At 63.5% G+C, this 22035-nt stretch carries 22 protein-coding genes; 12 read left to right on the forward strand and 10 right to left on the reverse strand.

The window, feature by feature from the left end; all coding sequences use genetic code 11:
• Window positions 1-53: 53 nt before the first annotated feature.
• Window positions 54-872 (reverse strand): L,D-transpeptidase, encoded by an 819-nt coding sequence (locus EN818_RS09045; RefSeq protein WP_095805650.1) that lies wholly within the window; start codon window positions 870-872, stop codon window positions 54-56.
• Window positions 873-1043: 171 nt separating this feature from the next.
• Entirely contained in the window at window positions 1044-1706 is a 663-nt protein-coding gene (locus tag EN818_RS09050; protein ID WP_095805817.1) for a haloacid dehalogenase type II, read from the reverse strand.
• A 152-nt stretch (window positions 1707-1858) separates the two neighbouring features.
• Here EN818_RS09050 and EN818_RS09055 point away from each other — a divergent pair, with 152 nt between their 5' ends.
• From EN818_RS09055 to EN818_RS09075, 5 genes are all read left to right on the forward strand, one after another.
• Window positions 1859-2737, forward strand: coding sequence for a branched-chain amino acid aminotransferase (locus EN818_RS09055; RefSeq protein WP_095805651.1), 879 nt, complete (start codon window positions 1859-1861; stop codon window positions 2735-2737).
• A 107-nt stretch (window positions 2738-2844) separates the two neighbouring features.
• A complete protein-coding gene (locus EN818_RS09060) occupies window positions 2845-3447 on the forward strand; it encodes a superoxide dismutase (RefSeq protein WP_095805652.1) in 603 nt (200 codons plus the stop codon).
• Between the two features lie 161 nt (window positions 3448-3608).
• Complete coding sequence (locus EN818_RS09065) at window positions 3609-4046, forward strand: cytochrome c (RefSeq protein ID WP_095805653.1); 438 nt, start codon at window positions 3609-3611, stop codon at window positions 4044-4046.
• Between the two features lie 9 nt (window positions 4047-4055).
• Window positions 4056-5003, forward strand: coding sequence for a cytochrome c (locus EN818_RS09070; RefSeq protein WP_135904406.1), 948 nt, complete (start codon window positions 4056-4058; stop codon window positions 5001-5003).
• A 129-nt stretch (window positions 5004-5132) separates the two neighbouring features.
• On the forward strand, window positions 5133-7730 hold the full coding sequence (locus EN818_RS09075) for an AMP-binding protein (RefSeq protein ID WP_095805655.1): 2598 nt from the start codon (window positions 5133-5135) through the stop codon (window positions 7728-7730).
• Window positions 7731-7759: 29 nt separating this feature from the next.
• Here EN818_RS09075 and EN818_RS09080 read toward each other — a convergent pair whose 3' ends face one another.
• On the reverse strand, window positions 7760-8149 hold the full coding sequence (locus tag EN818_RS09080) for an SET domain-containing protein-lysine N-methyltransferase (protein WP_095805656.1): 390 nt from the start codon (window positions 8147-8149) through the stop codon (window positions 7760-7762).
• Window positions 8150-8234: 85 nt separating this feature from the next.
• Window positions 8235-10334, reverse strand: a complete 2100-nt coding sequence (locus EN818_RS09085; protein ID WP_095805657.1) for a S9 family peptidase — start codon at window positions 10332-10334, stop codon at window positions 8235-8237.
• 109 nt (window positions 10335-10443) lie between these two features.
• Here EN818_RS09085 and EN818_RS09090 point away from each other — a divergent pair, with 109 nt between their 5' ends.
• Window positions 10444-10815 carry a hypothetical protein gene (locus tag EN818_RS09090; RefSeq protein WP_095805658.1) on the forward strand — a complete coding sequence of 124 codons (372 nt, stop codon included), beginning with the start codon at window positions 10444-10446 and terminating at the stop codon, window positions 10813-10815.
• Between the two features lie 405 nt (window positions 10816-11220).
• A complete protein-coding gene (locus EN818_RS09095; RefSeq protein WP_095805659.1) occupies window positions 11221-11646 on the forward strand; it encodes a MucR family transcriptional regulator in 426 nt (141 codons plus the stop codon).
• A 182-nt stretch (window positions 11647-11828) separates the two neighbouring features.
• Here the strand turns inward: EN818_RS09095 and EN818_RS09100 are convergent, their stop codons facing one another.
• Both EN818_RS09100 and EN818_RS09105 read right to left on the reverse strand, forming a co-directional pair.
• Window positions 11829-12257, reverse strand: coding sequence for a SufE family protein (locus EN818_RS09100; RefSeq protein ID WP_095805660.1), 429 nt, complete (start codon window positions 12255-12257; stop codon window positions 11829-11831).
• Window positions 12258-12430: 173 nt separating this feature from the next.
• Window positions 12431-12820, reverse strand: a complete 390-nt coding sequence (locus EN818_RS09105; protein ID WP_095805661.1) for a DUF5330 domain-containing protein — start codon at window positions 12818-12820, stop codon at window positions 12431-12433.
• A gap of 528 nt (window positions 12821-13348) precedes the next feature.
• Between EN818_RS09105 and EN818_RS09110 the strand changes: the two genes are divergently transcribed.
• The 5 genes from EN818_RS09110 (at window position 13349) to EN818_RS09130 (ending at window position 17028) form a co-directional block, all read left to right on the forward strand.
• Window positions 13349-15094: a HAMP domain-containing sensor histidine kinase gene (locus tag EN818_RS09110; protein ID WP_095805818.1), complete on the forward strand. Its 1746-nt coding sequence runs from the start codon at window positions 13349-13351 to the stop codon at window positions 15092-15094.
• The gene (locus EN818_RS09115; protein WP_135904408.1) at window positions 15069-15839 is read left to right on the forward strand and encodes a peptidoglycan-binding protein; all 771 of its coding nucleotides are present in this window, start codon (window positions 15069-15071) and stop codon (window positions 15837-15839) included. Before EN818_RS09110 ends, EN818_RS09115 begins: the two co-directional genes overlap by 26 nt.
• Before the next feature lie 145 nt (window positions 15840-15984).
• Window positions 15985-16251 carry a type II toxin-antitoxin system ParD family antitoxin gene (locus tag EN818_RS09120; protein ID WP_095805819.1) on the forward strand — a complete coding sequence of 89 codons (267 nt, stop codon included), beginning with the start codon at window positions 15985-15987 and terminating at the stop codon, window positions 16249-16251.
• A 65-nt stretch (window positions 16252-16316) separates the two neighbouring features.
• Window positions 16317-16565 carry a type II toxin-antitoxin system RelE/ParE family toxin gene (locus EN818_RS09125; protein ID WP_135904410.1) on the forward strand — a complete coding sequence of 83 codons (249 nt, stop codon included), beginning with the start codon at window positions 16317-16319 and terminating at the stop codon, window positions 16563-16565.
• Window positions 16566-16680: 115 nt separating this feature from the next.
• On the forward strand, window positions 16681-17028 hold the full coding sequence (locus EN818_RS09130) for a DUF1491 family protein (RefSeq protein WP_095805664.1): 348 nt from the start codon (window positions 16681-16683) through the stop codon (window positions 17026-17028).
• A 7-nt stretch (window positions 17029-17035) separates the two neighbouring features.
• On the opposite strand, the gene EN818_RS09135 is transcribed toward EN818_RS09130, so the two are convergent.
• From EN818_RS09135 to EN818_RS09155, 4 genes are all read right to left on the reverse strand, one after another.
• Window positions 17036-18028, reverse strand: a complete 993-nt coding sequence (locus EN818_RS09135; RefSeq protein ID WP_095805665.1) for a DUF2336 domain-containing protein — start codon at window positions 18026-18028, stop codon at window positions 17036-17038.
• Between the two features lie 391 nt (window positions 18029-18419).
• Window positions 18420-18968, reverse strand: coding sequence for a DUF1254 domain-containing protein (locus tag EN818_RS09145; RefSeq protein WP_095805667.1), 549 nt, complete (start codon window positions 18966-18968; stop codon window positions 18420-18422).
• Window positions 18961-19545, reverse strand: a complete 585-nt coding sequence (locus tag EN818_RS09150; RefSeq protein WP_095805668.1) for a DUF1214 domain-containing protein — start codon at window positions 19543-19545, stop codon at window positions 18961-18963. Before EN818_RS09150 ends, EN818_RS09145 begins: the two co-directional genes overlap by 8 nt.
• A gap of 144 nt (window positions 19546-19689) precedes the next feature.
• Window positions 19690-21846: a penicillin-binding protein 1A gene (locus EN818_RS09155; protein ID WP_095805669.1), complete on the reverse strand. Its 2157-nt coding sequence runs from the start codon at window positions 21844-21846 to the stop codon at window positions 19690-19692.
• Window positions 21847-22035 lie beyond the last annotated feature (189 nt).

The raw sequence follows: 22035 nt of genomic DNA on the forward strand, positions 1-22035 counted from the left end.
TCGCCCAAAATGGCTAAAAGCGCAACGCCTGATCAGCGCGCGCTTTTAGGGGCTCAAAAGATCTCGTCACTCTCCTGCGGCACCGGCCCCAGCAGGACAGAGTCGTCCGGCACGCCGTTGTCGATCGGAATGGCCCGGCGGTCAGGCATGTCGGCCATCGGTTCACCGACACTGGCAGTTACGACCACCGGCGTCTTGTTCGGCACGCGATTGTAGAGATCGATGATGTCCTGGTTCATCAGCCGCACGCAGCCCGACGAGACCGACTTGCCGATCGACCACCATTCGGGCGAGCCATGCAGGCGGTAGAGCGTGTCTTGGTTGCCCTGGAACAGGTAGAGCGCGCGGGCTCCCAGCGGGTTCTTCAGCCCGCCCGGCATGCCGCCGTTCTTGGCGCTGTAGTCCTGCAGTTCCGGCTGGCGGGCGACCATCTCGTCCGGGGGCGTCCATTTCGGCCATTTCTGCTTCCACTGGACGACGGCGTCGCCCGACCATTCGAAGCCGGCGCGGCCAAGGCCAACGCCGTATCGGATCGCCTGGCCGCCTTCGCGGACCAAATAGAGGAAATGATTGGTGGTATCGACGACGATCGTGCCCGGCCGCTGGCCGGTCGGATCGGGAACGATCTGGCGCAGGAACCTGCGGTCGATCTTCTTGATCGGGATGGCGGGCAGTTCGAAGCCGGAGTCGGACATCGGCCCGTACATGGTCTCGTAATCGCCGAGCGGCGGCTCCTCGTATGCGGGGGGTGGCGGCTGCACCGGCTGCCGCCCGGGACCGGTGGTGGAACAGGCGGAGACCGCGACAGACGCAGCGCCAAGGGCAGTGAAATTGAGGAAGCCGCGGCGGCTGAGGCGGAAGGGGTCTGACATGGTTGCCTTTTCCAGGGACTTAGTTCGCAAGAAGCATGCACCCGCAGGCTGGCCGCGGCAGCTCCAATAACAGTCGGCGGCGATAGGCGGTTCCAATTCTGGCCTCAGGGTGGACAAACAAAGGCGAAGCTGTGACCGCGACACCTCTGTTGCGCTCCAGCAACAGCATGGTCAGGCGCCTGCCAGAAGACCTTCGAGCGAGGGCAGGATCAGCCCCGGCGGGAGGTCGCGATATTCATCCGGCTGGTCGGCGCGGTTGATCCACACCGTGCGGAAGCCGAATTTGGCGGCACCCGCAATATCCCAGCGGTTGGAGGATTGGAACGACACCGCTCCCGGATAGAGCCGCCATCCGGTGACCACCATGTCGTAGACCGACGGGTCGGTCTTGAAACGCTTGATCTGGTCGACAGAGAAGACGTCGTCCAGGATCTGGTCGAGCGCGGCGGATTTCACTGCCGCCTGCAGCATTTCCGGCGAGCCGTTGGACAGGATCGCGAGCTTGGCCCCCGACGCCTTGAGCGCCTTGAGAACGGCGGGCACTTCCGGATAGCAGTCCAGCCGCCAATAGGCCTCCAGAAGCTTCGTCTTCAGCGCAGGATCGGCCGAGGGAACCTTGCGGAAGGCAAAATCGAGAGCCTGCTCGGTCAGCTGCCAGAAATCGGCATAGGCGCCCATCAGCGTCCTGACCCAGGAATATTCGAGCTGCTTGGCGCGCCAGATATCGGACAGCAATTGTCCGTCCGGTCCGATCTCACCGGCGTGGCGGCGAACGGCGGCGTGCACGTCGAACAGCGTGCCATAGGCGTCGAAGACATAGGCTGCATGATGCATGATCGCTGTTTTGCGGCGTGGCGGCGCCGTGCGCAAGCATTGATTGCGCTGCAATTGCCTCTGGCCTCAATCAATTTCGCCGATGTCGGTTGACGCCAGCCGCCAGGCATCTTCCAATGGCGCCTACAAAATCAGCCACACGGAAGCGAGCGATGACACTGGCAGCAGCGGCGCAATCCGCGACATGGACTTATGTGGACGGCGACTGGTACGAAGGCAATGTCGCTATCCTCGGACCGCGCAGCCACGCCATGTGGCTCGGAACCAGCGTGTTCGACGGCGCCCGCTGGTTCGAGGGCGTGGCGCCCGATCTCGATCGCCATGCCGCGCGCGTCAATGCTTCGGCAATCGCGCTCGGCCTGAAGCCCTCCATGAGCCCCGATAAGATCGTCGGCCTGACCTGGGACGGGCTGAAGAAATTCGACGGCAAGACGGCGGTTTACATCCGGCCGATGTACTGGGCCGAGCATGGCGGCTACATGGGCGTGCCGGCCGATCCGTCCTCCACCCGTTTCTGCCTTTGCCTCTACGAATCGCCGATGATCCCGCCTTCCGGCTTTTCGATCGGCATCTCGCCGTTCCGGCGGCCGACCATCGAGACCATGCCGACCAACGCCAAGGCCGGATGCCTTTATCCCAACAATGGCCGCGCAATCCTCGAGGCCAAGATGCGCGGCTTCGACAATGCGCTGGTGCTGGACATGCTCGGCAACGTCGCCGAGACCGGCACCTCCAATATCTTCCTGGTCAAGGACGGGCATGTGATGACGCCGGCGGCGAACGGCACCTTCCTGTCCGGCATCACGCGCTCGCGCACGATCAACCTGCTCGGCGACTACGGCTTCAGGACCACGGAGAAGGCGCTGTCGATCCGCGATTTTCTCGAGGCGGACGAGATCTTTTCGACCGGCAACCATTCCAAGGTCGTGCCGATCACGCGCATCGAGGACCGCAATCTGCAGCCCGGACCGGTGGCCAAGAAGGCGCGCGATCTCTATTGGGACTGGGCGCATTCGACTTCCGCCGCCTGAGCGGCTAAAAAGGCGCCCGGCGCTTCGTTCCGGAGTTGCCCCAGCCCATTCCAGTCCTATCTTAGTCCGGTAGTTTCACCGGACTTTTTCCTGAGGGAGTACCATCCATGGCTTTTGAGTTGCCCGCTTTGCCTTACGACTACGAGGCCCTGCAGCCTTATATGTCGAAGGAGACGCTGGAGTATCACCACGACAAGCACCACAAGGCCTATGTCGACAACGGCAACAAGCTGGCCGCCGAGGCTGGAATGGGCGACCTCTCGGTCGAGGAGGTCGTCAAGCAGTCCTTCGGCAAGAATGCCGGACTCTTCAACAATGCCGCCCAGCACTACAATCACATCCATTTCTGGAAATGGATGAAGAAGGGCGGCGGCGGCAACAAGCTGCCTGGCGCTCTGCAGAAGGCCGTCGACAGCGATCTCGGCGGCTACGACAAGTTCAAGGCGGACTTCGTCGCCGCCGGCACCACCCAGTTCGGCTCCGGCTGGGCCTGGCTCTCCGTCAAGGACGGCAAGCTCGCCATCTCCAAGACGCCGAACGGCGAGAACCCGCTGGTTCACGGCGCTTCGCCGATTCTCGGCGTCGACGTGTGGGAGCACTCCTATTACATCGACTACCGCAACGCGCGGCCGAAATATCTCGAAGCCTTCGTCGACAGCCTCATCAACTGGGACTACGTCCTGGAGCTTTACGAGAAGGCGAAAGGCTGACCAAATCGACGGAAAAGCCCCGGCATGCCGGGGCTTTTCTTTTGCGCCGATGCAGGAGGGCCAACCGACCTCATCGACAAAACCGTTGCGCCGCCGAGGAATAATCCCGCCGCGACGCCCGTTAACGCTTAGTCCTGAAATTTCTTCCCGTGGAGCCATTAATGAGAAAGCTAGTCCTCGCCATCTCTATGCTCGCTGTTGCCGGTTCGGCCGCCTTTGCCGATCCGATCCAGGATCGCCAGGCCCTGATGAAGGAGCGCGGCAAGCTCGCCGGCCAGTTGTCGAAGGTGGTCAAGGGCGAGGACGATTTCGATGCGGGCGCAGTGCTGACGACGCTGAAGGCTCTGCAGGCCAACGCCGAGAAGTTCGATGCCGAGAAGCTGTTCCCGGCCGGCAGCGACAAGGGCGACACCACCGCCGCGCCGAAGATCTGGCAGGATATGGCGGGCTTCAACTCGGCCGAGGACAAGCTCCTGGCAGATCTCAAGGCCGCTGTCGCTTCGCCGCCGGCCGATGTCGATGCGCTGAAGACGCAACTCAATACCATCGGCGGCGACTGCGGCAGCTGCCACCAGAACTACAGGATCAAGAAGGGCTGATCGCCGGCCATGGCCTGGCTGAAGAAACTTGTCGGCGCCGCCATCGTGCTGGGCGGCGTCGGTGCTGGCGCCGGCTGGGTTCTCTCGGCGCCGGTCAGGCTCGACGCCGCGGCCCTCGCTCAGCTTGCGCCGGGCGACGCCGCCCGGGGCAAGCGCATCTTCTATGCGGGCGGCTGCACCTCCTGTCATGCCAAACCGGGATCCAAGGGTGACGCCCGCCTCGAACTCGCCGGCGGGCTCGAACTCAAGACTGCCTTCGGCATCTTCGTGCCGCCCAACATCTCGCAGGATCCCAAGGACGGCATCGGCGCCTGGAGCGAAGAGGATTTCGCCAATGCCATGCTGAAGGGCGTCTCGCCCTCCGGCGAGCAATTCTACCCGGCCTTTCCCTATGCCTCCTACGCACGCATGAAGCCGGCCGATATCGCCGATCTCTACGCCTTCATGAAGACGCTGCCGGCCGTCGCCGGCAAGGCGCCTGACCACAGGCTGGGCTTCCCCTTCAACATCCGTCGCGGCGTCGGCGTGTGGAAGCGGCTCTATCTCAGCCCTGAGCCGGTGATCGCCCTGCCGCAAGGCACGCCGGACAAAGTGCTCGCCGGCCGCTACCTGGTCGAGGGGCCCGGCCATTGCGGCGAATGCCACACGCCGCGCGATTTCGCCGGCGGCGTGAAGAAGGCCGAGTGGTTGGCAGGCGCCGTGGCCGCTGAAGGCACAGGCATCGTGCCCAACATCACGCCAGCCGGACGCGGCATCAAGGACTGGTCGGAGGCAGACATCGCCAACTATCTTGAGACCGGCTTCACGCCCGATTTCGATTCCGTCGGCGGCGCCATGGTCGAGGTGCAGCGGAACATGGCCCAGCTGACGGCCGACGACCGCGCCGCGATCGCCGCCTACCTCAAGGCCGTCCCATCGCATCCCAACGGCTATCCGGCGCGCAAGCCGGCGAGCTGACAGGATGGCGCGTGCGCGGCCGCGCTCCAGGATGCGTGCGTTGAGCCACGCCAAACGCTTCCCGCATGGCTGCTGATGGCATATTAGTTGACATTGATACCCAGTTTTCCTGGCTGACCGAAGCTTGCCATGTCCTCGATTGACCTCGTGTCCGCAGCCGCCCGTGGCGGGCAGCGCGCCGCACTTCTCGTTGCCGGCGGACGGACGCTCTCCTATGCGGAGCTCGACGGTCTCGCGCGGCGCTTCGCCGCGCAGCTCGGACAGGGAGAAAAGCAGCTTGTGGCCATCTCGGCCGAGACGTCCGAACATGTGGTCGCTGCCTATCTTGGAGCTCTGCAGGCCGGCCATGCCGTGGCCATGCTGCCGCCTTGCGACGACAGGCTGTGGGAGGATTTCCTGGCGGCCTTCCAGCCGGATTTCACCTACCGGCCGGCCAGCGGTCGCTGGCGGCTGGTCAAGGAAGCTTCGCCCGCGAGAAACGTCGAGCCGCTGCACCCAGATCTCGCGCTGCTGCTGATGACGTCCGGCAGTTCGGGCGCCGCCAAGGCAGTCAGGCTTTCCTATGCCAACCTTGAAGCCAACGCGCGCTCGATCGCGACCTATCTGGAACTCTCGTCCGCGGATCGCGCCGCACTCGTGCTGCCGCTCCAATATTCCTATGGACTGTCGGTCCTCAATTCGCACCTGATCGCCGGAGGCAGCATTCTATTCCCCGGCGTCTCGGTGATGGATGGCGATTTCCTTGGCACGATCGCCGACGCAGGCTGCACGAATCTGTCAGGCGTGCCCTATTCCTTCGAACTCCTGGAGCGGGTGCATTTCCGCGACGCCGAGCTCAAGGCGCTGCGCATGATGACGGTGGCCGGCGGCCCGCTCAGCCCCGATCTCATCCGCCTCTACCGGGACCATATGCGCGCCCGGGGTGGCCGCTTCTTCGTCATGTATGGCCAGACCGAGGCGACGGCGCGCATCGCTTTCGTCCCGCCGGAGAGCCTTTCCGATAGGGAAGAGCGGATCGGCGTGGCGGTCCCAGGCGGCAGCCTCGGCATCGTCGATGTTAACGGAGAGCCCATCGACGGGCCCGGCATTCCTGGAGAACTCGTCTATCGCGGTCCGAACGTGATGATGGGTTACGCCACGCGGCGCTGCGACCTCGCGCGCGGCGCCGAGGTCGGGGCGCTCAACACCGGTGACATTGCCATGCAGGACGAGCGGGGCTTCTTCCGCATCGTCGGGCGCAAGAGCCGCTTCGCCAAGATCGCCGGCCTCAGGATCGGCTTCGATGTTATGGAGCAAGCGCTGGAGCGGGCGGGCATTGCCGCTGCGGTGCTCGGCGACGATCGGGGGCTGCAGGCCTATGTGACGGACTCCGGTTCGAGGGGCAGAGCACAGCGCATTCTTGCCGAGGCCAGCCGCCTGCCGGCCAATCTGGTTCGCGTTGAGGCACGCAAGGACTTTCCCCGGCTTGCCTCGGGCAAGGTCGATTATGCTTGCCTGGACCGGGAGAGGCTGGAAGCGCGGACGGAAATCCGTTTCGAAACGGGCGGCGTGCTTGGCGCCTATGCCCGCGTGTTCTATCCGCTCGCCGTCGGCCGCAACGACAGCTTTGTGTCGCTGGGCGGAGATTCGCTTCGCTTCCTGCAACTGGTGCTGGAACTCGAACGCCTCGGCCTGGAGCTGCCGGACGGCTGGGAACGCCTGAGCGTCGCCGAACTGGCTGGTCGCAAGGGGACGATGCGGCCTCTCCGGCATGCGCAGGCAAGCGAGATTCCCGTCGATCTGGTGCTGAGGGTCATCGCGATCCTGCTCGTGGTCGTGCATCACGAGACGCTATGGCCTATCCCCGGCGGCTCCGGCGTCATGATGCTGCTCGTCGGCTACAGCCTGGCACGTTTCCAGTCGGACCATTTCCGCGCCGGTCGGATTCGGCAGGCGCTGAGGCCCGCGATCGATGTCCTGATCCCGTATTTTCTCACTGTCGCCGCTTATGCTGTTGCGTGGCGGGCGATCCCCTGGGCCTCGATGACGCTGACCGGCAACCTCGGCTATGCCGAACCGGAGCGCCATGAGATGATCCCCTATCTTTACTGGTTCATCGAGGCCTATGCGCAGACACTTCTGGTTTTCGCCCTGATCTTCGCGATTCCGGCTGTGCGCAAGCTCGCCTTGGCGCGGCTCTTCGTTTTCTCGCTCGGCCTGCTGGTGTTTGCGGCTGCAGCGCGCTTTTCGGTGCCGCTGTTCTTCGACTGGGGCAACCGCCAGATATTCGCCATCCATTGGGTCTTCCACGTGGCCGTCTTCGGTTGGTGTGCCGGGCTTGCCGACACTCCCGAAAGAAGGCTTGTGGTGACTGCGTTGGCCGCCGCAGTGCTGGGTTACCTCGCTTTCTGGGAGTCGGTCTGGCTCGGCACGACGGTCAAATACGCGATGATCTTCGCAGGGCTTCTGGCCCTTCTTTACCTGCCACGTGTTCGCCTGTCAGCCGGGGTGGCGCGAGTGGTCACGCAGATCGCCGTCGCGGCATTTCCGATCTACCTCTTCCACCGCTTCGTGCCGGAGCAGTTGATGGCGCCCGCCGCGGACCTGTTGCCGGCTCCGGTGTTCAAGGCGCTGGCGATTGTGGGCGGCATCGCTATCGGGATCATCGCCAGCAAGGCCTTGGCAGGCATCCGAACCCTGCGCGGCAGATCTGCCATGGGGCGCCAGCCGCAATTGCGCTCTGCCTGAACGCGTCGTCTATGGTCGTACTGAAGCGGCTATGCGTGGCGATCGCCCAGGAAGTCGAAGCCGTTCTCGAAAAAGTGGTTGTAGTCGCAGGTCAATTCCTCGCCGGGAGCGATGTCGCGCAGCGCGTAGGTCTCCTCGGGGGAGGACACATCGCAATTCGGCTCGTCCGCGTGGTTCATGTAGCGCGCGTCATCCGCCTCGAAGACAATGAAGTTGGGATCGCGCCGGTCCGGGTAGGAATAGCGGTCGAGATAGGTTTTCACCGGACCGGATTCATTCTCGTAGGTCTCCACGGGAATGCGCCGGTCGAACCTTGGATCGAGCTTCCAGATCAGCGTGCCCCGCGCAATGCGGTGCTTGGCGAAGACGCCGATGCCCTGGATCGGCGATTTGTCGAGATAGACGTCGACGAGCAGCATGACGGACCCTTGAGAAATTCCACGGCGTGCGGCGAAAAAGCCGCGCATTGGGTAACGCGCGGCTGTCGCAATTGCGAGTGGAAAATCAGGCCTTGCCGGTCACTTTCAAGGCAAAGGCGTAAGTGTACGCGATCTCCTCCAGCCGCGAGAACCGGCCCGATGCGCCGGCGTGGCCGGACTCCATGTTGATCTTGAACAGCACCGGGTTGTTGCCTGCCTTGCGCTCGCGCAGCCGCGCCACCCATTTGGCGGGCTCCCAATAGGTGACGCGCGGGTCGGTGAGCCCGGCCAGCGCGAGGATCGGCGGATAGTCAAGCGCCGCGACATTGTCGTAGGGGGAATAGGCCGCGATCGTCTTGTAGTCGCCGGCCGAAGCGATCGGATTGCCCCATTCCGGCCATTCCGGCGGCGTCAGCGGCAGGCTGGCGTCGAGCATGGTGGTGAGCACGTCGACGAACGGAACTTCGGCGACGATGCCGCCGAAGCTTTCCGGCGCCATGTTGGCGACAGCCCCCATCAGCATGCCGCCGGCCGAGCCGCCTTGAGCGACGATGCGGTCGTGGCGACTGTAGCGTTCGGCCACCAGATGGCGCGCGCAAGCGATGAAATCGGTGAAGGTATTCATCTTGTGCCGACGCTTGCCGTCGTCGTACCAGCCATAGCCCTTGTCCTTGCCGCCGCGCACATGCGCGACGGCATAGACGAAGCCGCGATCGACCAGCGACAGGCAATTGGTGTTGAAGGCGGCGGGAACGGTGATGCCGTAAGACCCGTAGCCGTAGAGCAGGCAGGGCGCCGAGCCGTCGAGCGGCGTATCGCGATGGTGCATCAGCGAGATCGGCACCAGTTCGCCATCCGCGGCTGGCGCCATCAGCCGGCGGGTGACGTAATGCTCCGGATCGTGGCCGGAAGGCACTTCCTGCGTCTTCAGAAGCACCCGCTCGCGGGTGCGCATGTTGTAGTCGAAGATCTGCGCCGGGGTCGTCATCGACGAATAGGTGAAGCGCATGACCTCGGTGTCGTATTCATAGGAGCCCGACAGGCCGAGCGAGAAAGCCTCCTCGTCGAAGGAGATGAAGTGCTCCTCGCCATTCGAGCGATCGCGCACGACGATGCGCGGAAGGCCGTCCTTGCGCTCCAGCCTGACCATGTGATGCTTGAATCCCAGCACCGACAGGATCAGCCGGCCGGGCTCATGCGGCACCAGTTCGCTCCAGTTGGCGCGCACCGGGTTTTCGACCGGTGCCGTCATGATCTTGAAATCCTTGGCGCGGTCGGCATTGGTGAGAATGAAAAAGACGTCGCCGCCTTCTTCCAAATCATATTGCAGGCCGGTCTCGCGCACTGCCACCAGCGTCGGCTCGGCAAATGGCTGGTCGGCGCGGAGCAACCGGTATTCCGATGTCTCATGATCGTTGATGCCGATCAGGATCCAATCGTTGGAACGCGTGCCGCTGACATCCATGAAGAAACCGGGATCGGTTTCCTCATAGATCAGGCGGTCGTTTTCCGCGCTGTCGCCGAGGGCATGGAAGAGCACTTTCGAGGGACGGTGGCTGTCGTCCAGCCGGGTGTAGAAGAACCCATCATCAGCAGCGTTCCACACGCCGCCGCCACCCGTATCCGGTATCTGGTCGGCCAGTTCTGCGCCGCTGGCGAGATCGCGCACCCGCAGCGTGAAGAACTCGGAGCCCTTGTCGTCGAAGGCCCACAGCAGCTTGCTGTGGTCGGCCGAGTGATCGACGCCGCCGAGCCGGAAATAGGTCTTGCCCTCGGCCTCCGCATCGCCGTCGAGCAGGATCTCGTCGGCGCCGCCGTCGCGCGGCGTGCGGAAGTAGCGCGGTTGCTCGCCGCCCAGCCGGAAGGACGAGCCATAGGCAAAGGGGCCATCCTTCATCGGCACGGTGGAATCGTCTTCCTTGATGCGCCCCTTCATCTCGGCGAAGAGCCTGGCCCGCAGGTCGGCTGTGTCCGACATCAATATTGCCTGATAGGCATTCTCTGCCTCGAGATGGCTGCGGATGGCGCCGTCGAGCAGGGAAGGATCCCTGAACATCGCCTGCCAGTTGTCGGCCCTCAGCCAGCCATAGTCGTCGGTCCGGGTGATGCCGTGATGCGTGTCGCTAACCGGCCGCTTCTCGGGCTGTGGCGGGCTGGCGGGCGGGAAAGCGGAAGGTCTGGTCATTACGTCTCGCTTGGGGATCTGCTTGAATGGCAAATGAACACGCCGCTCAGCGGCAGTTCAAGGGCAGGGGTGCAAGGTGGTCTGCAGAACTAAGTTCAAGGGGGAAAAGATGAAGTCCTGTGTTCGCGCTGCCCTGGCCTTGGCTGTCGTTTCGACAGTCCTGGCCGTGTCCGGCCAGTCTCATGCAACCGCCTTCGCCGCCTGGCAAGTGGCTGGCGTGCCGTTCGGCGACACGCTCAACGCGCGCAAATATCCGGCAAGCACATCGCAGAAGCAGGCGGCCTATCCGAACGGCACACGCCTGCAGATGACAGGCCGCTGCACCGGCGGGGTCGACCTGCTCGATCTTTCCGGTCAGCCGCATTGGCAGCAGCGGCAAGCGATCCGCTATCGTTGGTGCGAGATCTGGCACGATCCGGCGCAGAATGGCCATTTCGTCACCGGCTGGGTCTACAGCAAGTATATCGCGCCTGCCGAGTGATCGGACACTTCCGCGGATGTTTCATAAGACGAGCGCAAAGTTGCTTTCGCAACCTGCGATATGCCGTTGCATCCCGTCGGATTTTCAAGCATTAGCCAAGCATAAGCGGTCGATTGGCGTGGTCGCTCTCTGGGTAAAGCTTGAGTGACGCCGCGTCACGTTATGCTGGTCTGGCCAGAAAAATCTCGCTAAGTTACATGGCGCACGGTTTTTTGAAGCTGAAACCGCAATATTTGATAGACAGCGCTCAATATAATTCTTTTTGTGAATTGACTTACTTGCGCCCCAGCGCCATTAAGATAACGCGACGCGAATCGTAGAGGCTTTCCTGCGTGAAATTCGCGCCATGCCCGATCTGAAAAAAGGGCGCAGTTAAAAAACAACTCTCGTTGGGGCCTGAGCACAATGGATATCGTCGAAACACCTTCCAGAAATAGTGACGCACTGATCGAGCTAACCGCCGATGTCGTCGCCGCCTATGTCAGCAACAATCCAGTACCGGTCGGCGAACTGCCTAACCTGATCGCCGATGTCCATGCCGCGCTCGGTCGCGTCGGCGGCGCGGCCGAGCAGCCGTCGGCTGAGAAGCAGAAGCCGGCTGTCAATCCGAAGCGTTCCGTCCACGACGACTACATCGTCTGTCTCGAGGACGGCAAGAAGTTCAAGTCGCTGAAGCGCCACCTGATGACCCACTACAGCCTCACCCCGGAAGAATACCGCGAGAAGTGGGGCTTGGACGCCAACTATCCGATGGTCGCTCCCAACTACGCCGCGGCACGTTCGCAACTGGCCAAGAAGATGGGGCTCGGCCGTAAGCGCAAGGGGCGCTGATTGCGCATTTGCTTCAGCAATTCGACGGCGCCCGTGAGGCGCCGTTTTGCTGTTCGGGACCGCTAATGCATGTCGCTCAGAAGTGTGCAACGGTTCTGAGACAACGACATGCATCAAAACAAACACTCAAAGCGCATCGCCTGAACCCCTTTCAGCGCGGCGCGCTCTAATGTGAAGGCGCGTCAGGCGGTCTGCTTCAGGGCAACTTCCGCGTCACGCTTGATGCGCTTGACCATCGAACGCAGGCCGTTGGCGCGCTGCGGCGATAGATGCTCGTCGAGGCCGAGTTCCTTCAGCGTCGTCTCGGCGTCGGTTTTCTGAATTTCGCTCGCCGCCCGGCCGGAAAACAGCGCCAGCATGATGGCGACCAGACCGCGCACGATATGAGCGTCCGAATCGCCCTTGAAGCTGATCACGGGATCCACGCCCGGCCCCTGGTCGGTGGTGAGCCAGACCTGACTGACGCAGCCCGGCACCTTGTTGGCGGCGGTGCGCTCTTCGTCGGGAAACGGCGGCAGCGCCTCGCCGAGCTCGATCACATAGCGATAGCGGTCCTCCCACTCGTCGAGCAGGGAGAAGTCGTCGCGGATCGTCTGGATCGAGGTCGTCATTGCCCCGCATATAGTGACGCGGTGCGGCCACGTCACGGAAAAAGAAACCGCCGCGGGCGTCGAGAGGTCGGACGGGCCCGCGGCGTAAGCGCAACTCCAGGAAAAGTGTGAACGGTTGTCGTCCGGAATTGCCCCAAATCAAATGAAGCCGAGTGAGCGGCTGAAAACAGATCTCAGTTCTTCGCCGTCAGCATCACCGGGATGTCGACCTTGGCGGGCAGCACGATGTCTTCGGCGACGCTGCCGGTGGTTTCGTCCGACGTGTCCGCAACCTTCGCCGACCCGGCCGGTTGCTCCGACCCCTGATCATCCAGCATCGCGGCGGCGATCTTGGCGGTTTCCTTGGCCCGGACCGAAATGGTGTGCATGGCCGACTTTCCGGTCTCGCATACATCCGGCTTGCGCTCGCAGATGCCGGCAATGTCGCCGACCGCTTCGCGCGCCGCAAACAGTGCCTGGATCGGCCCGACCGCCTGGCGCCCGTCCTCGCCGGAGCCGACGCTGAGCGGCAGCGCGAGCAGCACCAGCGAAAACCAGAATGCCATCCTGATCAGAAAGCCCATCTCGATGCCCTCTCGTCCGTGACAGGATCATGCATCATCGGCATGACCTCTTTTATGGGCAGTATAGTGGCACATCCACGCAAAAGTCGGCTTGCGCGAAAGCCGCGAATTTTCCTCAAATTTTACACGAATTCGAAACGATCGGATTTGCAGCTGCCTTTTTACTCAAAGGCCGCCGATGGTCTTAACGTCATGATAACCATCTATGCCATTGTTTCGAAAGGACGTTTTCGCAAGCACGCTGGCGCTTGCGATGCAGGCCGCTCAATTTGTAGCGTCAGTCGCGGCTAACCCTCCATTTACCATGGCCGCAGATCGGCGGAGTTTGCGGCTTCGGCATACCAATATTTGCCGGGAGCGAGGCGATGACCTCCTCAGCCTTATCCATTCCTTAAACGCTGGATGCGAGTTTCAAGCCAAGCAAGAGTCACCTGCGTAGCAGGCAGTTCACGACCGGGTACTGCATTGAGTTCGATGACGGCCAGATACGTTCAACTGCCTGGCGCAATGGCGGCCGGCTGTGAACGCATGGTGCATCCAACCGTGACAGGGGAGGCTGACCGCCAGCACCAGCGCCGCTTCATCGGTGTCATGCTCGCCGCTCCCTTCCTTGCCGCCGGCGCCGCGGTGACGCTGGTCACCTCCGGCCTCGGCGCGGCCGTCACGGTGGCCACGATCTTTGCTGCTTTTGGCCTCTGCTGGTTCACGGCGCTCCTGGTGGCGGCGTCAGGCCGCATGGTGTTCGCAGCGCAGGCCGCGCTCGCCGTCGGCGGGTTCGCCCTGGCCGGCGCCATTGCCGCGGCAGGCGGCCTTGCCTCCCCGGTTGCTCTGCTTGCCGTGGCGCTGCCGGTCGAAGCGTGGTGGATCGCTGGTTCCCGGCGCGCGGCGCTGTTCGGCGGGCTTGTGGCGGTTGTCGGCATTCTGCTGCAGTCATTCGCCGGCCACTTGCTGCCGCTGGGCGCGACTGCGATCGCCGCCTGGCATTGGCTGCTGCCGTTCGCCTGGGCATTGACGCTCCTGCCGCGCGCCGGCGCCGTCGCCAATTCGGCCGGAACGCGCCAGGCTGAGCCTGCTGCCGACCGTCTCGAAGACATTGTCGAGGCGGTCGTGCTGCGCGTCGGCCGCCAGGGCGAAGTGCTCGACGCCTCGGGCAAGGCCCGCTCCATCCTGAAGCTGGCGCCGGAGCTGCTGTTCGGGACCGGCCTGTTCGACCGCATCCACCTTTCCGATCGCGTCGCCTATCTCACCGCGCTCGCCGACATGCGCGAGGGCGCGCCGAGGCGCCGGCTGGACCTGCGCATCCGGCTGCCCCGCGACGGCGCCGGCACGGCCGACAATTTTCGTCCGTTTTGCCTGGAGCTGATGCACGGCGATGTCGACCAGGATGTCTTCACCTTCGTGCTGCGCGAAAACGATGTCGTCGCGACACTGCGCGAGGAACTCGCCGCAGCCAGGGAAGCCGCCGCGGCCGCCGAGGTGGCCAAGAGCCGCTTCCTGGCGGTGGTCAGCCACGAGCTGCGCACCCCGCTCAATGCCATCATCGGCTTCTCCGACATGCTGCTGCACGAGATGTTCGGGGCCTTTCGCGATCCGCGCCAGAAGGAATATGTCGGCCTGGTGAGGGAGTCCGGCCAGCATCTTCTGTCGGTCGTCACATCGATCCTCGACGTCTCACGCATCGAGGCCGGCGCCTATGCAACTGAGATGGAGCCGTTCCGCTTCATCGAGGCGGTCGAGATGTGCCGGTCGATGATGCAGCCGCTGGCGCAGGCAAAGAGCATCGCGCTCGACGCGCAGATCGCGCCGGACGCAGGCGAGATCAATGCCGACCGCCGCGCCGTGCAGCAGATCCTGATCAATCTCGTGTCGAACGCGGTGAAGTTCACACCCGATGGCGGCGACGTGGTGATCGGCGCCAAGCGCGTCGGCTCGCGGCTGCATTTCTGGGTAAGCGACACGGGCATCGGCATCGCGCAAGAGGATTTCGCCAATCTCGGCAAGCCGTTCACGCAGATCCAGAACGACTACACGCGCCGTTTCGAAGGAACGGGTCTCGGCCTGTCCCTGGTCAAGGGTTTGGTGGCGCTGCACGACGGCACGATGTCGATCGAAAGCGCGCCGGGCGAGGGCACCACGGTGACGATCAGCCTGCCGGTCAACGGGCCGAAGCGGCGATCGGATGCGCCTTCGAACGGCGTGCTGCCGATGCCGGCGGCGAAGCCGAAGGGGGAAGCGAATGGGGAGAGAAATGGCTCGCTCCGCAAGACGGCCTAAGGTGATCGAACCTGAGCGCGGCGTCCTGGGCGAGGGCGCCGTCGCGGTCGGCCAGATGATCTCGCGCAATCCCGTTCTGGTCGGCGGATCGACCGCCTTCCTGGTGACGCTCTTCTATGTTTCCGCCAATGCGCTCTGGTATCAGCCTTATCCGCACACCGGCGCTTTCTTCGCCACCCGCAGCATCGAGAAATTTCCGGATACCGTCTCCAACGAGCCCGAGACCACGATCAACATCGTACGACAGGCGCCGGTCAAGCCGGATCCGGTTGTCCAGCAAGTGCAGAGCATATTGAAGGATCTGAACTTCTACGACGGTGCGGTTGACGGCCTTTCGGGACCGGCCACCCGCAAGGCCATTCAAGCCTATCAGCTCAAGGTCGGACTGCCGTCATCCGGCACCATCGATGATGCGCTGCTTGACCAGATCGGCGCACGCCAGACGACGTCTGCCATTCCGCACCCGGCGCCGCGGCCGGCCAGCGCCGCATCCGAGCCGGCCGCGGTTCCTGCTCCGATCCCGGTCTCCGCACCCGCCAATGGCGCAGCCCCGGATGCTCGCATCGTCAAGATCCAGGCCGGCCTCAAGGCATTCGGCAACAACGACATGCAGCTCGACGGCGTCGTCGGCGCCCGCACCAAATCCGCTATCAAGGAATTCCAGGCGCTCTTCGGCCTGCCCGAGACCGGCGAGCCCGACGAGGCCGTCTACGTCAAGATGCGCGAGGTCGGTCTGACGAACTGAAAAAGTTGCGTTCGGGCGAACAGGATTCCTCGACCGGGGATCTGCATCGGCGATGGTCCGCGCTCTCCCTGGAGCGTGCCTCAGCCTGAAGGTTCCAATAGCTTACATCTATTGCTATATTCCTGCGCTGAGGCAGGAGGTTACGATGCCAAACTATGCCCTTACCGCTCACTATGAGAACTTCATCCGCAGGCAGGTCGAATCCGGTCGCTACAACAATGCCAGCGAGGTAGTGCGCGCGGGCTTGCGGATGCTGGAAGATTTCGAGGCCGAACGGGAAAAGTGGCTGCATCGTGAAATACCATCCCGTCTCGCCGATCTTCGGCACGATCCGGCTAAGGCCATTGCGGCCGACTCGGTCTTCTCTGAACTCGAGGCGCGCCATCGCGCTAACCTGGCGAAAGCCAAGTAGGAGATGGCGCATGAGGTCGTTTTCCATCCCAGGCAAAAGCCGAACTTGAGGAACTCTACGAGCAGATCGCGGGGCGCGCTTCGCCCGCGATCGCCTGGAATTTCGTCAGTGGCATTCGCGATCATTGCCGCAATCTCGCGACGTTTCCGTTGCGAGGTACCGAGCAGACCGAGATCGTGCCTGGTTTGCGCATTGTCGGCTATCGCCGGACCGTCAGTATCGCCTTTGCCGTCGAGAGCGAACGCGTACTGATCTTGGGAATCTTCTACGGTGGACGGAATATCACGCCGGAGCTGTTCGAGAACCGGTTCTAAGGCACTCCCGAGCAATTGCGGGCTCTTCCTTTAGGCCGCAGCAACAGCTGTGAGCACCTTCCATATCGCGGGCTCGATGCTGTAAGGGACCGCGCATGTCATTCGGAACCTTTCCATGCGCGTGACCACCGATCTGTGGGTGTCGGCCCTGCTGCGCCGTGCCTTCACGGCAGGCGGCTTTGCCGCCGTGGTCAAACGTGGCGCGACTGAGGCAGGCGCCGTCTTCGTTTTGGCGCGCGGCCGGTTGGGCGAGGTCGCCCTTTACGGACCGGCGCCGCAGACCAGTTACGATTCAGCAAAGCCCGACGAGCGCTTCTTCACCTTGCTCGATTGCAGCGATGATGCCTCGGCATTCGATGCGCGGCTGGAAAAGGAAAAGCGGTTCGACCCGGACATCTGGGTGGTCGAGATCGAGGCGGGTGCGGTCCCGGTCGAGGAACTTCTTTCCTTAAGAACAGAATAGGTGAGCTTCAGGACGCCTTGAGGCCAGCGGCCGAAGCCGCGTTGGTCGTTGCCTGGCGCTCGGCGGCCGCCGGATTGCTTGCCTTGCCGCGGATTCTCCTCGACAGGGTCTCGGCCTTCCAGGCCCGCACCTTGTCGAGCGCCGCTTCGCGATGCAGCAGCCGGTAGCGATCGAGGAAAAGTCGAATCGCCTGCGGGTGCGGGAACTCGCCGGGATAGACCGCGACCGCGATCAGGAAAGCGGTGTCCTCACTGAGGTCGAGTGCCCTGAGCGCCGCAAGCAGGCTTGCATAGGTCGATTGCTCGGTCACCGAGCGGGCGGTGGCAAAGTCGACCTCCAGCGCATCGGCAAGAGCTGTCTGGAAGAAGGCGGCATTGCCGGTCAGCGCCGTCTCGCGCAGCTTCGCATAGGCCGGCTGACCAAGGAACGTGTTGACGGTGACGTCGCCCGCCGGCCGCATCATCGAGCGCAGCCGGCGCCGAGCATTCTCCCCGGCTTCTCCGGCAGGCGGGTGATGGTCGGCGGCGGAGGTGCCGGAAGTCGGTAGTTTCGTGACCGTCTCCGGTTGGCGCGTCTTAACGAGCGTCGGCTTCTCCAGGGCGCGGATCAGGTCGGCAATCGTTTGGTTGAGCCCTTTGCGCCGCGCGATCGCGCGGGCATGCGGCAGGCCATGGCGGCCGATCAGCGCGATGAGGTCGATATCGCTCAGTGCCTTCGAGCGGATGAGCAGGGGAGCCGCCGTCTCGACCGGCTCCTCGGCGAGCCGTCGCACCAGGGCCGTCGGGGCATATTCACACTCCGACAGCGCCGCGGCGACATAGCGCCGCGATTCGACCGAGACGTCGTCGAACAGCGGCAGCGTCAGATCCTCGAGTTGGGCGATCTCGCGGCGCGACGGCCGCGTCAGCGAGCAGAAGGCCGACACTGCGGCGCGGAACAGCCTCTCGGCTTTTCCCGCTTCGGTCCGGATAGCGATGTGCCTGAAATCCGAAGAAGACACGGTGGATACGCCCGATACTCGACACAACCCTGGCCTCGCTGGATCGGTCGGGCCGATTTCGCGTTTGCCAGAAACAAACATCAAATTAGCGGCGATCCGTTAGCGCTCCGTTAACCCTCTGGCCGCCTTAATCCAGTTTGGAGGCGTTGCGTTGTGCTCCGGTCAAACCGAGAGGAATGCGCGAACCATGGGCATGGTCCTGTCATTTGTGCCGAGAACGGCACGCATAAATCGAGCAAGTCACGACACCGCCACGGCGGCGGCGGTCATCATTTTCCCCGGCGTACGCTACGAGCAGCAGCCGCAGGGCGGCCAGGCGCGGCCAAGCGGCGTTGATCCGGGCAAGCCAGGTTCGCCGCGGCCTCCTGTCCCGCATCACTGAGGGTACAATCTAGTAGTCCGGCAACTCGCAGGCGCTCTGCTCGAGAAACCGTGACACGATCGGTTTCCAGCTCTCGTCCGGCACGAAGGCGCGGACGACGAATATGCCTTCCTCAATCGGCGCCTCGACGAAGATCGCGCCCTGCAACTCCTCCGGAAGATCGCGTCGCACATCGATCATCTGCGCCGGCGTCAGCACCACCGCATCGAGCTTGCCGCTGTTGGCATTGTGATCGTTGAAGGAATAGATGTTGTGGCCGCTGCGGTCATAGACCGAGGCCGACCAGAACGGCACGTCTCCCGGCGCCTTGATCCGCACCAGCCCGTCGGTGAGATCGAAACGGCAAGCCGCGGCATAGAACAGCGGGTCCACGGATTTCACCACCGGCGCGCCGCCGGCCTCCGCGTCGAGACGCGTCATCTTGTAAAGATCGGACGCCATCGCCAGTCGCGACCAGGCGTCGCGCTCGGAAAATTCCGGCACCAGCAAAAGCACGGTGATGTGCACGATGCCGGCGCCGACGAGGCCGATGATCAGGGCGTGGAGCAGCCTACGCATTGCAGCCCGCCTTAAGGATGCGGGGCAGCGTCACGTCGGAAAGGCCCGTGCTGCTGGCGATCGGTGTGTCGTAGAAGGTGAGCACGAAATACATCTTGCCGAAACCGGTGGTCAGCAGCCAGTTGCCTGGAGCCGGGCGGTTGCCGACCGAGATGGAGACCATATTGTCGGGCTTGCGCAGGACATCGTAGGACTGCAGCGCGGCGGGCCTCGGCTTGCCGGTGTCGATGACACCGAGAGACTGGTCGGCGGCATAGAGCGTCCAGAAGCGGGCCGTCGGGTATCCGCCTTCGATCGTATAGGCGCATTGCCGCTTCAGCGGCTCGCCGGTCTCGTCGCGCTCGGCGACGAAGGACAAGCCCTCGGCGCGGCCGAGCGCCAGGACGCCCTCGCGCGCCACGCGCGCCTTCGAATAGGGATCGGCCCCTTGCGTGCCGATATCGGGAAAGGCGGTCCATTGACCGATGCGGATCGCACCGACGCCGTCCTGCGCATTGAGCGCATACCAGACGCTGCCGCCGCCGAGGCCGATGGCCAGAGCAAGCGAAAGCAGTGTGAGGAATGCGTTCTTGAGCATGAAGGCCGGACAAAGAGGAGGTTGCTCGGGATATCGCGGGGCAGGCCCTCATGGCAAGCCGGCTGCTTCGGTGGGACTCTCTAATGCATGTCGCTCAGAAGTGTGCGGCGGTTCTGAGACAACGGCATGCATCAAAACAAAAACTTAAAGCGCCGACAGCGTCTCCGGTGGGGTGGGCGCCTCGAGAACCGGGGCTGACTGGAACACCCTGGTCATGTCCCGCAGCGTCTGCGTGGTGCGGCTGGAGAGCACCGGCGGACGCTCGGCCTGGGCCTGCGCCGTGGCGTCGTCTGCCTCCTTCTTCGCCGCCTCCTCGGCCTTGGCCGCGACCTCCGGGTCGACGAAGGGATGATCGAGACCAGGGATCGGCTTCAGGTCGATGTTCTGATGCGCATAGGCCATCAGGCGCTGCCAGACCATCGCCGGCAGCGAACCGCCGGTCATCTTGTTGGTCGGGGTGAAGTCGTCATTGCCGAGCCACACGGCGGCCGTGTAATTGCCGGTGAAGCCGACGAACCAGGCGTCGCGGTAGGATTGCGTCGTGCCGGTCTTGCCGGCGACGACGATGTTGGGAAGCTGGGCGCGCCTGGCCGTGCCGATCACCGGCACCGCCGCCAGCATGGTGTTCATGTATTTCAGCGCCTGTTCCGAAAGCACGCGGTGCGGCGGCGGCGCGTCCTTGGTCCAGTCATAGACCACGTCACCGGTCCGGGTGACGAGTTGGGTGATGCCGTGCCTGGAGCCGACGAAACCGTTCTGGGCAAAGACGCTGTAGCCCGTCGCCTGGTCCATCACCGTCATCAGCGACGTGCCGAGCACCATGGTCTTGTGCGATTCCAGCGGTGATTCCACGCCCATCGATTCGGCCATCGCCTTGATCGGGCCGATGCCGAGATGGTCCTTGGCGAGCCGCACCGGCACCGTGTTGATCGATTTGGCGATCGCCGTCAGCAGCGTGACATTGCCGGCCGATCCGCCGCTGTAGTTATGCGGTGACCAACTGCCCCAGCTGACGGCGCCGCCCGACACCACCGAGTCGGGCGTGAAGCCGTGCTCCATCGCCGTGGCATAGACATAGGGCTTGAACGACGAGCCGGTCTGGCGCAGCGCCTTGGTGGCGCGGTTGAACTGGCTGGCGCCATAGTCGCGGCCGCCGACGATCGCGCGCACGGCGCCGTTGGTCTCGATGACCACCACAGCGCCTTCGGTGACGTTGTATTCTTTGCCGAATTGCCTGAGGTGGAACTCGACCGATTCCTCCGCCGCCTTCTGGATGTTGGCGTCGAAGGTCGTGTGGGCGACCAGCGAGTGCTGGCCGGTTTTGGCGATCTTCTTGACCTCGTCGAAGGCCCAGTCGAGGAAATAGTCCGGGCTCTTCTGCTCGCCGCGATCGACGATGTCGGCCGGATGCAGCCGTGCCTGCAGCACCTGGCCTTCGGTCATGAAGCCGGCGTCGACCAGGTTGGACAGCACGACATTGGCGCGCGCCCTCGCCGCCGGCAGGTTGATGTGCGGGGCGTATTTGGTCGGCGCCTTGAACAGGCCGGCCAGCATCGCCGCTTCCGCGAGGTTCAGGTCCTTGACGCTCTTGCCGAAATAGAAGTCCGCCGCCGCCTCGATTCCGAACGTGCCGCCGCCCATATAGGCGCGGTCGAGATAGAGCTGCAGGATCTCCTTCTTGGAAAGGTTCGCCTCCAGCCACAGCGACAGGAAGGCCTCCTTGATCTTGCGCTCCAGGGTGCGCTCGTTGGACAGGAACAGGTTCTTGGCGAGCTGCTGGGTGATGCTGGAGCCGCCCTGCACGACCGAATTGGCGCGCACATTCTCGAAGATGGCGCGCGACAGGCCGAGAACGTCGATGCCGTAATGGTCGAAGAAGCGCCGGTCCTCGGTCGCCAGCACCGCCTTGATGACGTGGTCCGGCATTTCGTCGACCGGCACGGAATCGCGCTGGATGATACCGCGCTGGCCGATCTCGTTGCCGTAGCGGTCGAGGAAGGTGACGGCGAAATCGCCCTGGTTGCGCCAGTCGCCGGCGGTGATCTCGAAGGCCGGCATGGCCAGCGCCAGGAGCACCACGAAGCCGCCGGCGCCCATGGTGAAGCCTTCGCTCAGCACCTCGATGATGGCGCGCCGCCAGCCATGCAAGCGGAAGCGGCGGGAAAAGATGGTCGCCGCTTCCCAGAATTGGCCCGCCTTGAACCCGATCTCGTAGAGCGAGGTATCGAGCCACGCGTCGACGGCAAGCAAGGCGGAAGCGATCCGGCCTCTTCTCTTGCGTGGTCTCAAAGGACTTGTCATTCCAGAATTCCGCCCCAGCGCCTTTCCACCGAACCGCATGTGGGCAGTGTCAGCGTACACCCTGCCAGACTATTCGACCATTTTAGCACCGCTCACAAGGGCAGCGAAGCCACACACAAACTTTGTTGATCGCTAAGGTTGATTGGGCGTGCCGGCGGCCGGCTCTGTCGGGTGAAGCAGCGCAGGCGA

The sequence above is a fragment of the Mesorhizobium sp. M3A.F.Ca.ET.175.01.1.1 genome (assembly GCF_004791945.1).
Classification (GTDB): domain Bacteria; phylum Pseudomonadota; class Alphaproteobacteria; order Rhizobiales; family Rhizobiaceae; genus Mesorhizobium.